Below are 14,368 nucleotides of genomic sequence, written 5' to 3'. Positions count from 1 at the left end.
GGCTGGCTCCTTCCGGATTCGTATCAGGCTGCGTAACCGTCGTCATTTTTATTTTCCTCCCGCTGCAGCGAACATAATTTTTTCCTGCGTGGCCTGCCGGTAGTCCATCTCTCGGACAAACTGCCCCTCGCACATTACCAGGATCCGGTCACTCATGCCGAGAATCTCCGGAAGCTCGGAGGAGATCATGATGATCGCGACGCCTTGATCCACCAGGCGGTTCATCAGATGATAGATTTCATATTTGGCCCCCACATCAATTCCGCGCGTCGGTTCGTCCATGATCAGGATCCTGGGGCTCGACATCAGCCACTTGGCGATGACCACCTTCTGCTGGTTGCCGCCGGATAAGGTGCCGACCGGTGTTTCCAGGGAAGACGTCTTCGTTTTCAGTTCCTCTACATACTTCTGCCCCCACTTGATCTCTTCATTGTCGTTAATCATCCCGTACCTGGAGACACGGTCCATTGTGGCAAGCGTCGTATTCGTCTTGACATCCATGGCCAGCACCAATCCCTGACGCTTGCGGTCTTCGGATACCAATCCGATGCCTGCGCGGATGGCATCGGCAACCGTTCGGATCCGTACGGTCTGCCCTTCGATCCTTACTTCGCCTTCGGACCTCCCTTCGTATGCCCCGAACAGAGAAGTGACAAGCTCGGTCCGTCCAGCACCCATCAGACCTGCGATGCCCAAGATTTCGCCTTTACGGAGCGTAAGATCAACCTGTTTGATCAACTTCTGATCTTTATTGTCTGGATGCCATACCGAATAGCCGCGGACTTCCAGCACCACTTCTCCCGGGGTATGCTCCACACGAGGGTAGCGGTCCGTCAGCTCGCGTCCGACCATCAAAGAGATGACCTGATCCTCGTTCGTTTGGCCGGTGTCCAGTGTGGTAATCGTTTGACCATCGCGCAGCACCGTAATCCGGTCGGATATTCGGAACACCTCAGGCATTTTATGAGAGATATAGATACAGGAAACTCCGTTCCGGCGAAGCTGATCCAGAATATCCATCAGAATCTCCACTTCGCTTTCCGTCAAAGCGGCTGTCGGTTCATCCAGGATCAGAATCCGGGTATGCTTGGACAGTGCCTTCGCGATCTCCACCAGCTGCTGTTGACCGATGCCGAGCGTTCCTATATTAGAGTCCGGGCTCACATGAAGACCCACCCGTTTCAGCCAGACGGAGGCATCGTGGTAAAGCCGGTCCCACTCGATCATCCCCCGCTTGGTCGGTTCCCGTCCCAGGAAAATGTTCTCCCCGACGGTCATGTCCTTCACCAAGGCAAGCTCTTGATGAATGATGGAAATCCCCGCCTGCTCCGCATCGATAATACTGTGAAACGGTTTGGTTTCCCCCTGTATACGGATCTCGCCCGTATAAGTCTCTGAGGAATACAGACCGCTCAGGACCTTCATGAGCGTCGATTTGCCTGCCCCGTTCTCACCGCAGAGCGCATGAATTTCCCCTTCCCTAACATTGAAATTCACCTGGTGAAGCGCCTTGACGCCGGGAAATTCTTTGGTGATGTTCACCATTTCTAATGCGAGCATAGCCGCCAGCTCCTTACCCTTCGATATCCATACACCCCATTGGGAGGGGGCGCCATCCCTCATCGCCCCCTGTCGGACAGACATTACGGCTTCGGCCACTGATCCTTCGGTACGTTCTTATAGACGTCCTCCAGCTTGTGGTACCCGTCCTTGATCACCGTATCTGCCAAATTGGCCTTCTCAACGGCGATCGGATCAAGCAGGATAGACGGAACATCGATTTTGCCATTGTTGACCTTGCCCGATACCCCATCAACCCGGCCGTTCTTCGCAAGAGCAACGGCCATCTCCGCCGCCTTGCTCGCGATCGCCTTAATCGGCTTATAAACCGTCATCGTCTGCTTGCCTTCGGCAATACGCTGTACGGCGGCCAAGTCGGCATCCTGGCCGGATACCGGAATTTTGCCCGCCATGCCTTGGGCGGTCAGTGCCTGGATCGCGCCGCCCGCCGTACCGTCGTTCGCCGCCACAACCGCTTGAATGTTGTTGTTATTGGCGGTAAGCGCATTCTCCATATTCTTCAAGGCCTCTTCCGGCTTCCAATCTTTGGAGAATTGGTCGTATACAATTTTAATATCGCCCTTGTCCTGCAGCGCTTTCAGGATGTTCATCGCCCCCTGCTTGAACATATGGGCATTGTTATCCGTGTCCGCTCCGCCGATATACACAAAGTTCCCTTTGGACACCTTTTCCGTGATCGCCTTCGCCTGCATTTCGCCTACCCGGACATTATCGAAGGAGACATAGTAGTCCACATCGGAATTTTTGATCAGCCGGTCATACGAGATGACTTTGATCCCCTCTTTATGGGCCTTCTCAACGATGGGTGCGGTAGCTTCGGCGTTATGCGGAATGATCACGAGCACGTCCACTCCCTGCGAGATCAGCTGCTCCGCTTGGCTGAGCTGCGTAGAATCGTCCCCATTGGCTGCCAGGACTTTCACATCACCACCCAGCTCCTTCACCTTCGCAGTGAACAGATCCCGGTCCTTCTGCCATCGTTCTTCCTTCAGCGTATCCATCGACATCCCGATGACAAGCTTGCCGTCATCCTTCTTCTCAGCCGTCGTGCCGGCAGGATTGGCCGTCTGATTGTCCGTCGATACGACACCGCATCCCGACACTACAGCAATCAGCAGCAGTCCGCTCAAGCCCCAACTCGTTCCTTTACGCCATGGGTTCATTCTTGTTCTCCCCTTGTGATCCAGAATATCAAGCGGAATCCGCTTACATTTACTGTAACAAAGGGGCAGGCGGGTGCCCACTATGGCGGCATGCACTCCTTTGCCTTGATGCAGCACAGCTTTGACCCGACTTGAAAGCGGGTCCATCGAATTTCAAGAATTGGTAATTTGTTGCTCCAGGGCAGCAAAAAAATGCCAGCTTAAAGAACCTTCCGCTGCCTGAACGGAAGGCTCTGAACACCGGCTATTCACTCCCGTTTCGCCCGGAAGGTATGCCGGCCGGACTGCTGACGATACTCCGAGGGCGTACAGCCTGCTGTTTTTTTGAAAATCCGGCTAAAATAACTCGGGTCGTGGTACCCGACTTCATAGCAGATTTCCTTGAAGCTGAGCTCCTCCCTCTCCAATAACCGTTTGGCCTCGCTGATCCTCAGACGGGTGAGGTAGTCGACAAAGGTCTCCCCCGTATGCAGCTTGAAGATTCGGCTGAAATAATAAGGGCTGAGATTGACGTGTTCCGCCGTCTGTTCCATCGAGATATCCGACGAATACCTTTCCGCCAGGTACAGCTTTGCCCTTTCGACGGCATGGATTTTGCGGTCCTCCCTCTCCCTGCTCATCTCCTCCATCATTTGTTCCATAAGCTCCAGTGCCGTCTGCCGCAATACGGCGCTGCCGTCCACTCCGGCAAATGGCTCCAAAATCTCAGCCGGAGCGCGATTTCCCGTCTGCCGCGCAAGGGAGATCAGCATGGCGCTGATCTCATCCCTGCACATCCGTATATTCCCGCCCGCTGCCACCAGCATCCGATCAAGCACCTGGGAAAAATACAAAGCGGTCTCCTCCCGGTTCCGCCGGTACAGGGAATCGAGCAGCTTACGTTCCTCTTCCATTGTAATTCGGCCCTGCTCTCCCCGGCAGCTCACCAGGATATCGTCTGCGTGACAGACCGTCCCCTCTTCCATGCTGCCGGCTGCGGCTGCCGCGGCTTCCTGGTAAGAGAGCCGCAGTCCGTCCAGCCCCTCCTTCAAGGAACCGATCCCGACCCTTACGGACAGGCCGAAGATCCCATCCATCCGTGCCTGCACCCCCTCTCCCCACCGCAGCGATTGCACCCGGTGGGACAGACCGGCCTCCTGCGGCGAAGCAGGGATGAATACGGCCATTCGGCTGCCGATCATGGGACTGATCAAGCAGGGCAGCTGGGGCTTCAGATACTGTTTCACGCTCTCGTAGACTTCCTTTCTTCGCGAATGGAAAGCATCCCAATCCTTTTGCTCTTTGAACGGGAAGGAGATCACCATGGCGTACCCCCGGTCCCAGCGGAGATCGAACAGCTCTGCAAGCTGCCGGCAATCCAGATCGTGCACGCTGTCCGTCAGGAGCATAAGGGTCAGTTCATTTTCCGCCAGCGGCAGGAGCCGGTGTAACTTCTCCTTTATCTCCAGCTCTTCCTGTCTTTTTCCTTTTTCCGCTTCCAGCTCGGAGATCATCCTGCGGAGCAGGGACATGATTTCCTCTCTTTTGGCCGGCTTCAGAATATAGTCCTTGACTCCCAAAGCCAAGGCTTCTTTGGCATAAGCAAAATACTCATGTGCGGTGACGAGGACGATACGGACACCCGGCAGCCGCCGGTTGATCTCCTTAACGGCGTCCAGCCCCTGAATCCCGGGCATCTTGATATCCATAAAGATAAAGTCCGGGTGCGCCTCTTCCGCCGCCTGTATCGCCTTCCGGCCGTTCTCCGCATGGATGAACTGGAACTGGACCGGCATCATGCGGCTCACCATCAGCTCGAGCCCCTCCCTCTCCCACGCTTCGTCATCGGCTATCAGCAGTTTATACACCGTGACACCTCCACTCCGTTTCTTCTGCCCTCGCTGAAGAGGGGAACGTCAGCCTGACCGTGGTGCCTTCTCCGATCCCGCTCCGAATCTCGATGGTCTGCGAGCCATCATAGAACAAGTGCAGCCGCTTGAATACATTGGCCGTACCGAGTCCCGAAGATTTCCCCTTTCCGCTGAAGGGGTGCTGTACGTCCTCCCGGGCGGAGCGGATCAGCCGGTCTCGGATCTCCGGATCCATCCCCGCCCCATTGTCCGCCACTTCGATGCATGCCCGATCCTCCTTCCTTCGGATGGACAGCCGGAGTACCGCCCCTTCTTCCAGATGCTCAATCCCATGCACGATGGCATTCTCCAGCAGCGGCTGGAGGGTCAGGCAGGGAGTCCACCATCCCAGCGCCTCCTCGTCGATCTCGGTGATGAACCGGATCCGGTCTCCGAAGCGTTCCTTCTGTATCGCCATGTACTCCTCCGCGTGGAACACCTCCTCCCGCAGCGTGACCGGATGATCGAGCTTTTGAAGGTTATATCGCAGCAGACGGGAGACGGATACCGTCAGGTCACTTGTCTTTTCGGCCCCTTCGATATAAGCCATCTTCGCGATGACATTAAGCGTATTGAACAAAAAGTGCGGGTTAATTTGGCTCTGCAGCATTTTCAGCTCCAATTCTTTCACCATCCGCTCCTTCTTCAAACTCTCCAGGTTCTTCACCATGAGTTCCTGGATATTATCGATCATGTGGTTAAAGGTCCGGCACAGAATGCCGATCTCATTACCGGTCTGCAGTTCTGGGGCTTTCGTATCCAGATTTCCTCTCGAAATCTGCTTGGCCGTCAATACGAGCTGCAGGATCGGACGGCTGATGCTGCTCGATAGCCACAGGGAGAACAGGATGCTGAGCAGAGCCACCGTAATGACAAGATACACGCCAAGCCGGTTCATATCTTCTGTGATCTTCATGAGCTTCTCATACAGGGGGCGGTAGTTCTCCAGCTCCAGATCCACCATAGCCTGCCCCTCTTCGCTGATAAAGCGGGAGAGCTGATCCGCCTGAAGATACGCGCTTGCCTTACTCTTGGGCTCCTGGGTTTCGGTATCCTCTGCCATATTCCATGCCTGTTCCATAAAGGTACCCATCAAGTTGATATAGTTGCCAATCGCTATGGCATTCGTTTCGTTCTTCTCCAAGCGGTACAGCTCATCCTGAAGATGGTGCAGGCTGTTCAAGTGGAAGACGAGATCGGGATAGCTTTCGGCGCTTACCTGAATCACATACCGGTTCAGATCCTGCATCACCTCCTTGCTTTCGCGGGACACCTGCTTATAGAGCAGAATCCGGTTCATGAACAAGTGATAGCTCTCCTGCGCGCTTCGGCTGCTCTCAAACAGAAAGTAGGAGACGAAGCTCATCAAGAGCACCAGCAGGGGGATAAAAATAAAAAGCCTCAGTCGGATGGTCATGGCAGCCTCCCGGTATCAGGACTGTTCGATTCAATGATCTCCACTTGGGCATGCAGGGTGGAGGGAAGTGATTTTCCACTAAAGTAGTCACGGAGAAGATGGACGGACGTGGCCCCCATCCAAAAGGGCTGCTGAACGACGGTGGCGTCGATCTCTCCTTGACGAACGGCATCCAGCGTTTCCTCCAAATCATCGAAGCCGATAATGGCAATGTCGCTCCGGTTCATACTCTTCGCGGCCTGGAGGATTCCCAGCGCATCCGTAGCGCTGGTCCCTGCCATAATCGTGATGTCCGGATGCGCTTGCAGCATATCCGCCGCCTGCTGGATAGCCTCCATCGCCGAGATATTCGAAGCCCGCACGTCCACGATACGCAGTCCTTTGTATTCGCTTACAATACTGCGCAGCCCCTGCAGACGCTGCAGCTGATTCTCCGCAGATTCGCTTCCGATGAGGATACCTATGGTTCCGCTGCCGCCGGTCTTCCGTACGACAAGCTGCCCCAGGATCCTGCCCGCCGCCTTATTATCCGTCCCTACGTAAGCGAGCCGCTTGCTCGTCGGGGCATCCGTGTCGATCGTCAGTGTGGGAATCCCCTTCTCCGCCGCCCTGTTAATCACGGGAGTGAACTTCTCGTCGTTTAATCCCTGCACGATGATTCCGTCCACACGGGAGGCAATGGCTTTCTCCAGCAGTTGAATTTGTTCCTCCATGCTGTGGTGAACGGGACCTACAATTTCAATGTCCATCTGATCGGCCCGGGCCGCTTCCGCGGCTCCGTTCGCAACCAGCTGCCAATACGGATGCCCCAGCTCCTGTACAATCAGTACGATGTGCCTGTTCACACGGGCCGGCTGGTCCTCCTTCAGTTGACGGGCAATCAGCTGAATCTCCTGGGATGAATGGACAAACCGGCCAAAGAAAAAGCAGAACACAATCATCACCAGCCCCATGCTTAGAAACCACCTCTTATCCGCCATTGCCTCACCTCACTGCAGGTTTGAAGTGTGCGCTTGACATCACACACCAGGAACCCTTTTCCGGTAATTATACAATCGAAAAAAGCCTTCTCATAGGGGAAGGCTTTCGGGCAGGTTTCCGGGCTAGCTCTTGTATGGATCAATGGGGCGGATCGTACCGTCCTCGTTATACTGGAGCTCCGTGAACTTGACGCACCGCTTATTATCCGCGCCTCCCGACAGGGAGCTGTCATGATAGAATAAATACCACTTGTCACGAAACTGCACGATCGAGTGATGCGTCGTCCAGCCGATGACGGGAGACAGAATCGTTCCCTGGAAGACGAAGGGTCCCTTGGGGTGCTCACTCACGGCATACACAATCTTGTGCGTCGTTCCCGTGGAATAGGACAGGTAGTACTTCCCTCGGTACTTATGAACCCACGGTCCCTCAAAATACCGTCGTTCCTCATCCCCTGCGGTTAGCGGCTTCCCCTGATCATCCACAATGAGTATTTCTTCCGGCTCCCCTTGAAAAGCCAGCAGATCTTCGCTCAATTCGGCCACCCGGGGTCCGAGCGCCGGCTCCTCCTTGGCAGGCCCCTCGGCCTCGGAAACGTATTCGCCTGTACGCCATTTCTCCAATTGTCCGCCCCACAGCCCGCCGAAGTACATATAAGCCCGCTGGTCCTCGTCTACCAAGACGGCCGGATCTATGCTGAAGCTTCCCGCGATGTAATGGGGCTCGGGAATAAAGGGCCCGGCGGGTGAGGAGCTCTTCGCTGCGCCGATACGAAACACCCCATCGTGATCTCTGGCCGGGAAAAATAAATAATAGCTTCCGTTCCGGAAAGCGGCATCGGGAGCCCACATTTGTTTGGAGGCCCACGGAACATCCCGGATATGCAGGGCTTCCCCATGATCGATGCACGCCGATTCCGTATCATCCATGGAGAGAACATGGTAGTCTTCCATATCGTATTGGTCGCCGTTATCATTCGAGGCATGGTTCCGGTCCAGGTCGTGAGAAGGATAAATGTAAAGCTTGCCATCAAATACATGCGCCGAGGGGTCCGCCGTATAGATATGGGTGACCAGAGGCTCGTTCGCTTTTACCGGTTTTGACATGGTATCGCTTCCTTCCCAGGCTTCAAGTGCCCGCTCTCTGTTATAAGATCGTCGCTTATAGGTTCAATCTCATTGTAGAGGATCGCGCCGCTCCGGTGGGACACACAAATTAAAGAACTTTCCGTTAAAAGTTTAGATGATGAATCTGTTATCTATTCATGCTTATGTCAGTAATAAATCAATGGATAAATCCAATGAACAAACTAATACATGAATAACATCATTTAATATCATGATAACTTTTTGAAAAAAAACCTGCTGGGGCAAGCATGACAGCCATCTTCCCCGATTAAAAAACAGCCGTCCGCTTGCATCCTCAACCCGAGACTTTTCGTTTACAGCGTGTCCCCCTTGTTCTACAAGTCCAATTTTCTTATCCACAGTGGATAAATGATAATTTACGTCCTGCCGCGTCTTATTCACAGGACAGCAAGCCAGCGTTTCTGTGGATAAAATAACTGTGATGAGGGCGCTTATCCACATGAAAAGATGAAAAAATAAAAAAGCAGCTCCGTCGGATCAACGGAACTGCTTGGGTTATAACGATACGGAAACGCCGAACGGCACTCGTATCGGGCTATATCAGCTCTTACCAGTGCTCGGTGTCTTTATGCGGTTCTCATGCGGAGGTTCTTCGCCGCAAGATCGGCTGTGCGGGATTGGATCTCGATAAAGTATCGCTCCATGGCTTCCTCGAGCGCTCCGGCGGGTACACGCATTCCGCTGCCCACATGAGCTCTCATGGCCGTCAGGAGTTCCTCCTCATGCTTAAGCAGCTTCCGGAGCTGCGCCTTCCCGTCCTCAATGCTGGTCCAGCCGCGGCGCTCCAGAATTCCCTCCCGGTCTGATAGGGAACGCTCGGCTTCCGCTACGTCTTTCGACAGCGTCGCTACCCTGGACAGCAGCCACTGCTGGCAGACGGTCTCGAGTACAGCCGCCACTCTCCTCATGCCATCGATATGCTGCACGAGTGCCTGTACTTCCGGGCCGCCGTAGGAGATCCCCTCTTGCCCAGTCCTATCCATATAATAGCAAAGCAGACTCTCCTGCTGCAGTACCTGGTAATGGCAGGAAGCCATCTCCTGAGTCATCACTTCATGGACAATGGCGCTGAAATAAGCCGCAAGCTTGTCCTTATGCGTCAGATCCATTCGTTTGACCGAGAAGGATGCGGATAAGCGGGCCAGGGCGGTATTATACATATGACGTGCCATGCGCAGAATCCCTTTGCGGCGCTCCTCCGCATCTCCTTCTCTGCGGTTCAAGGCGCTTTCCGAATCCAGCATGGACTTGAAGAGATGGTATCCTACGGACAGCAGGGCATGGCAAAGCTCATCGCTCGGTACAAGGCGATGCAGGCCTAACTTAAAAAGCTCGCGCTTTAAAAGATTCATTTCCGTATGGTTCTCAAGGTAAGCTTGTTGAATATCGTCGGAGAAGTGGATCACTACATTCTCCTCACCCTGGTACTGCACGATCTCCGCGGATGCCAGACCCGGGAGCTCCGCGCTGCGAATTTCCTCAAGCACGTGAAGCAGCTGCGTGCTTGTCAGCGGCAGACGTCCTTCTTGTCCAGCCGTGCGGACAAGACGAAGCCTTGGGATATGAAACACGGTATCCTGGGTTTCGCTGATCCGGCATAACGCCATGATGAGCAGCCGCTTCGCGTTCAAAGACAGCGAGCGGAACTCGGGAGTGTAGTACAAACTGAACTTCTTCCCGTACCGCGTGGTTCTCTCGTCATATAGAAGGGAGCTTTGCCCGAAGCGGAAGGCATACGGGTCTTCCTTACGCTCCTTGCTGAGCACCTTCTTATCACTGAGAAACTTGCGCACCATATCCCCCATGTACTTGGAGGTCGTGCCGATTTGTCTTGCCAGGTGGTCCGGTCTGATGCGAAGACGGTTCTCCCAGTCCACATAAAGCAGCATGGCAAGACAGGCATCGATTTCGGTCGAGGAGAGACTGTTCATCATGAGGTGATACGTATCTTTGTAGATCATCTTCGTCTCTCCTTTCCCGAAATTTAGAAGGAATTTCATTGGTTAATAATGTATATAGTGATTGAACCCGGCGGGTATCATTGCTATAATGAATTTAGACGTGCTTGAAGAAGACCCTGGTTTTACTGCAAACCGGTCACTGTCTGTTCTTGAATGGTCAGATAGGATCACTTGCGACAGCTCGTTTCCGACATCTGATAGGGTTAATAAACGCACATCGTCCTTCATTGGACGGCATAGGCGTTTAACTCACAGCGGTGGATCAGGTCCTTCCTTCAATCAAACGTCACTGCCCAGCGCCAAAGACCTTCCAAGTCTAGCGGCATGGGACTTCCCGGCAGCCGTGCTTCCAACACGCTGCGAGTGGATTCGCTTTTCTTTTCTTCCAATCAGATCACGGGTGCTTCCAACACCTTTGCGATCTGGCCCGACCCTCTGTAGGGTCTTTTTTTTATTAACCTTATACGATATTACACATGTTTATCCCATTTGCCAATCCCCCGAACCACCCTCCTCTAAAGCCCAAAAAGGTTGTACTAGCCAACAGATTCGGACTCTTTTCCCAGCGGATACCAGGAACAACTAGGTTGTACTGCCGGACAGATTCACCCGGAACGGATCCATAGAATAAAGGTTGTACTAGCCAACAGATTCGTCATCGGAGTCCTCCCCGAATGGGGTTGTACTAGCGGACAGATTGGCGTAAAGGTAAAAAACGGAACCGGTTGTACTAGCGAACAGATTACACGGCGAGGCCTGCCGAACGGATGGGAGCCCGTGGTTTTGTATTCGACCAAGGGATATTTGCGGGAACCTACAGCCTAAGTTGTTCCCAGCCAATCGTACGCCGATTAGACCGGGTACACTCCCCCTTCATCATAACAGGTTGTACTAATGAACAGATTCGCTGGGGGCTGCGCAGTGGTATAGGTTGTACTAGCGAACAGATACCGGAACGATTTCTTGCAGCAGCAAGCTTACATTTTTGTTTTTTCATAAACTACCGGTTGTACTAGCGAACAGGTTGGGGATAATGCGGAGCGGAGCGATGTGTTATCAACAAGGGGATCCTTCTCTTCACAGCATGCTTCTTCCTTATTCGAATAGCTGCCATAGGAATCATGCTGACCAACAGACTCCGTTCCTTGTCACCAAGAATATCGGTTGTACTAGCGGACAGATTAGCATTCCGGTAAACAGCCGGGTCAGCGAAGAAGGGGACGCAGGCGTATAAAGATCAGGTTGTACTGGCGAACAGATTCGTATTCATTGAAGAGTTCACACAGGTTGTACCGGCGAACAGATCGGGAGACAACGATGAGAGGTGAATAGGTTGTACTAGCGAACGGATTCCCTGCCAAAGGCCGCGTACTGGAAGGTTGTACTAACGAACAGACGAGAAGCGCCTCCGCCGCTCCCCAATCCGCCAAAATAGGAGAAAATTCGACTTATAAAATTTTTTTTGCTCCACAGGCGAAATCAAAAAATGATTTTATCCACAAAAAAAAGAGACCCCTAAGGTCTCATGACTTATCCCTATGTTAGTGCCTTAACTTCTTCTTTTTTCAACAGGGTGCCCGGGTAGAACCGGATGGCACTGCAGGAACGGCCGGTGCCCAGTTTGACATAGTCCTGAAGTACATAGACTTCCTTCAATTCCTCACAGGCCTTGAGGATATTCCGACGGTTGTCGTATTCATTATTGGCCAAGTGCATATACTCGCTGATTTCCGTAAGCGAGACATCGAAAGCGCCGGCCTCCACCGTATACTTGAACTGTTCCTGCGGGGCCATATCGCGGATCGTACATAGGAGCTGGTACAGCTCTCTGGAGGTCTTCGTATTCAAGGTATCGAGAATCCCCAGGGAGATCAGCGTCGTGTACCCGTCCTGGAACGACTGCCGGATCTGATCCGCGAACTGGAACTGGTACTCCCGGGACTGCAGCTTCCCGTCATCCTTGCTGTATTCCTCGATCGTCGTTTCGGACGCGACCAAGTGAAACTTGCTGGTTACGATGCGGTTGGCGTTTTTCTTTTCATAGAACTCCTTGATCACGATTTGGGTTGTGGTCAGCGCCCTGAGGGAATCGCGAACACGCTTATGCTGCATGCCTCCCTTGGGGTTCATCTCCAGCCGCCGCAGGAGTTCGAATTCCGTAAACTTGAATATTTGTTTGCAGTTCTGGTCCACCCAGATGGAAGTCAGGGCCGTGAAGACGCGCTTATCAAACTCGGACAAATACAAGCCTTCGCTGTTTTGGTATTCCAAGGTTTTGGTGCCGTTTTTGACGACTTCCGCCAAACCCGTTTCCTTCACCTTCTCTTTGTAGCTGTTGGGAATGCCTGTGAAGAAAGGGTTGCTTGCCATTAGATTCAGTTCCATCGGCTGCGTTTTCTTTCGCTCACGCATCTCCTTCGCGAGCTTGATGATCTGCCGCGCGTATTGGTTCTTGGTCAGGCTCAAGTTATCCACGACGCTGGAGGTTTCACTGACAATCTGAGACAGCTTTTGAAGCAGATAGACACTGGCCTCCGTGATATCTTTCGTAAGATAAGATTTGGTCGAATCGAGCTTGGATGCCGACTCTTTCAACAGATCTTCAACGGATGTCACATCATCCGGGTTTGTGCTCTGCTCGATTTGGCGGATGAGTTTCTCCGCCATCGCTTCCGCTTTGTCGGCCAGACGGATAATGCTCGATTTTACTTTGGGCTTTGGTGTGGAACGGGGTTTCGTATCCTGCTCATCTATGGAAGAAGAGGCTGGCGTTTCTTCGCCCTTCATTTCTAGTTCCCGAATGAGTTTACCGGCGAGGGACTTTTGCTGTGTCCCTGCCTTGCTTGCTTCTTGAGTCTTCTTTCCTCTTGGCATAAGTCGCCCTCCCCTCTGTATTTTCCTATAAGAAAGGGAGAATTACAATACACTCTTCGCAGGTCTCCGTTTACTAAACCTTGGAATTCGGGTCCCATACACCAAGAGGAAGCCGACCTGACTGCCGCAGGATCCGTCAGTACCTTTTTAACTCGATTACGCTTGCGGCTTTTGCTATGCTGTTCGAAATCATATGGAACATGGCATTCATAACGAACGGGATACGAAGCATCCAGCTTTGCAGCGTAATTTGGAAGCTTGAGCTGGCGACCATTCCTCCGGCTGCCGTGAGGCCGATTTTCTGATTCTTTTCTACAAACTGTCTCATCTCTTGTTCGTAGGCTGCAAAAGCCTTGGTATAATCCCCCTGCGCACGCTTCAACTCACCGGCCAATACATAAGCTCCGACAAGGGCGAGGCTCGTGCCCTGCCCGGAAAGGGGGGACGGGCCATAAGCCGCATCCCCTACAAGTGCAACACGGCCTTTAGACCAGGCAGGCATATGGATTTGGCATATTTCATCAAAGTAAAAATCCTCCGCCTCTTTCATGGCATGCAGCAGGCGCTGGGTTTCCCAGCCCGTCTCCCTGCTGAACTGATCGGCTGCGAGCTGCTTCTGGGCTTCGGAATCGTGCCGGTCGTATTGGAGCGGAGCCGACTTAAATATAAACATTCCCTTTGCCTCGCTGTTATCGCGTGCGGAATACAGGCCTACCGTTTTGCCGGGAATGGTATACAACTGCTGACAGTGCTTAAGATGAAGATCATTGCGGGTGGTAAAGATGGAGATATAGCATCCAAGCGTACGTTTAAACTGCGCTTCATCCCCAAAGGTCAGCCTGCGAACATGGGAATGAAGACCGTCCGCCCCGACAACCAAATCGAATGTTTGCGGCTTGCCATGAGCAAAGTGGACCTCCGTCCCCTCTTCGGTCTCCTGAATGGCGGTGATGGAATCATTCCAAATGTAATGGACGGTGTCCTTGGTCAATCGGTACAAGATGTCCGTTAAATCATCCCGCATGACTTCGATGTCCAGCTCCGGCCGGTTGCCCATCCCCGCTTCGCTGATCCGGCCTTTGATCCTGCCATGGCTGTCTACAAAATAAACACCCGTCATCCCCGTATCCGCTGCGCGTACCTGATCGAGTATACCCATCCGTTGAAGCACGGAAATAGCCGCTCCCCGAACATCGACCCCGTAACCGCCTCGTCGCAACGCGGGGGCCCGCTCTACGATCGTCACCTCATAACCGTACGTCTGAAGCCAGTAGGCGAGTGCCGGTCCGGCTATACTTGCTCCTGATATAAGAATTCGCTTTAGTTCTCCCATAGATAAGCTCCACTCCATCAT

At 53.2% G+C, this 14,368-nt stretch carries 10 protein-coding genes; all 10 read right to left on the bottom strand.

The features are described 5' to 3' along the window. Positions 1–48: 48 nt before the first annotated feature. On the bottom strand, positions 49–1,560 hold the full coding sequence (locus tag ACP26L_RS13605) for a xylose ABC transporter ATP-binding protein (RefSeq protein ID WP_426453218.1): 1,512 nt from the start codon (positions 1,558–1,560) through the stop codon (positions 49–51). Positions 1,561–1,643: 83 nt separating this feature from the next. Further along, positions 1,644–2,744, bottom strand: a complete 1,101-nt coding sequence (gene xylF / locus ACP26L_RS13600; RefSeq protein WP_426453216.1) for a D-xylose ABC transporter substrate-binding protein — start codon at positions 2,742–2,744, stop codon at positions 1,644–1,646. A 248-nt stretch (positions 2,745–2,992) separates the two neighbouring features. Next, positions 2,993–4,591, bottom strand: coding sequence for a helix-turn-helix domain-containing protein (locus ACP26L_RS13595; protein ID WP_426453215.1), 1,599 nt, complete (start codon positions 4,589–4,591; stop codon positions 2,993–2,995). After that, complete coding sequence (locus tag ACP26L_RS13590; RefSeq protein ID WP_426453214.1) at positions 4,584–6,050, bottom strand: sensor histidine kinase; 1,467 nt, start codon at positions 6,048–6,050, stop codon at positions 4,584–4,586. The genes ACP26L_RS13595 and ACP26L_RS13590 overlap by 8 nt, the downstream gene beginning before the upstream one ends. After that, a complete protein-coding gene (locus tag ACP26L_RS13585; protein ID WP_426453212.1) occupies positions 6,047–7,003 on the bottom strand; it encodes a sugar-binding protein in 957 nt (318 codons plus the stop codon). The genes ACP26L_RS13590 and ACP26L_RS13585 overlap by 4 nt, the downstream gene beginning before the upstream one ends. A gap of 150 nt (positions 7,004–7,153) precedes the next feature. Beyond that, positions 7,154–8,137, bottom strand: coding sequence for a glycoside hydrolase family 43 protein (locus ACP26L_RS13580; RefSeq protein ID WP_426453210.1), 984 nt, complete (start codon positions 8,135–8,137; stop codon positions 7,154–7,156). Positions 8,138–8,299: 162 nt separating this feature from the next. Next, entirely contained in the window at positions 8,300–8,620 is a 321-nt protein-coding gene (locus ACP26L_RS13575; RefSeq protein WP_426453208.1) for a hypothetical protein, read from the bottom strand. Between the two features lie 125 nt (positions 8,621–8,745). Further along, positions 8,746–10,140, bottom strand: coding sequence for a hypothetical protein (locus tag ACP26L_RS13570; protein WP_426453207.1), 1,395 nt, complete (start codon positions 10,138–10,140; stop codon positions 8,746–8,748). 1,536 nt (positions 10,141–11,676) lie between these two features. Next, positions 11,677–13,014, bottom strand: a complete 1,338-nt coding sequence (locus tag ACP26L_RS13565) for a replication initiation protein (RefSeq protein ID WP_426453205.1) — start codon at positions 13,012–13,014, stop codon at positions 11,677–11,679. 136 nt (positions 13,015–13,150) lie between these two features. Then, a complete protein-coding gene (locus tag ACP26L_RS13560) occupies positions 13,151–14,347 on the bottom strand; it encodes an FAD-dependent monooxygenase (protein ID WP_426454928.1) in 1,197 nt (398 codons plus the stop codon). Positions 14,348–14,368: the final 21 nt, after the last annotated feature.

Source organism: Paenibacillus sp. S-38, from assembly GCF_049942825.1.
Classification (GTDB): domain Bacteria; phylum Bacillota; class Bacilli; order Paenibacillales; family NBRC-103111; genus Paenibacillus_G.
Note: the sequence above shows the minus strand (reverse complement) of the source record. Positions and strands in the feature narration are given on the sequence as shown.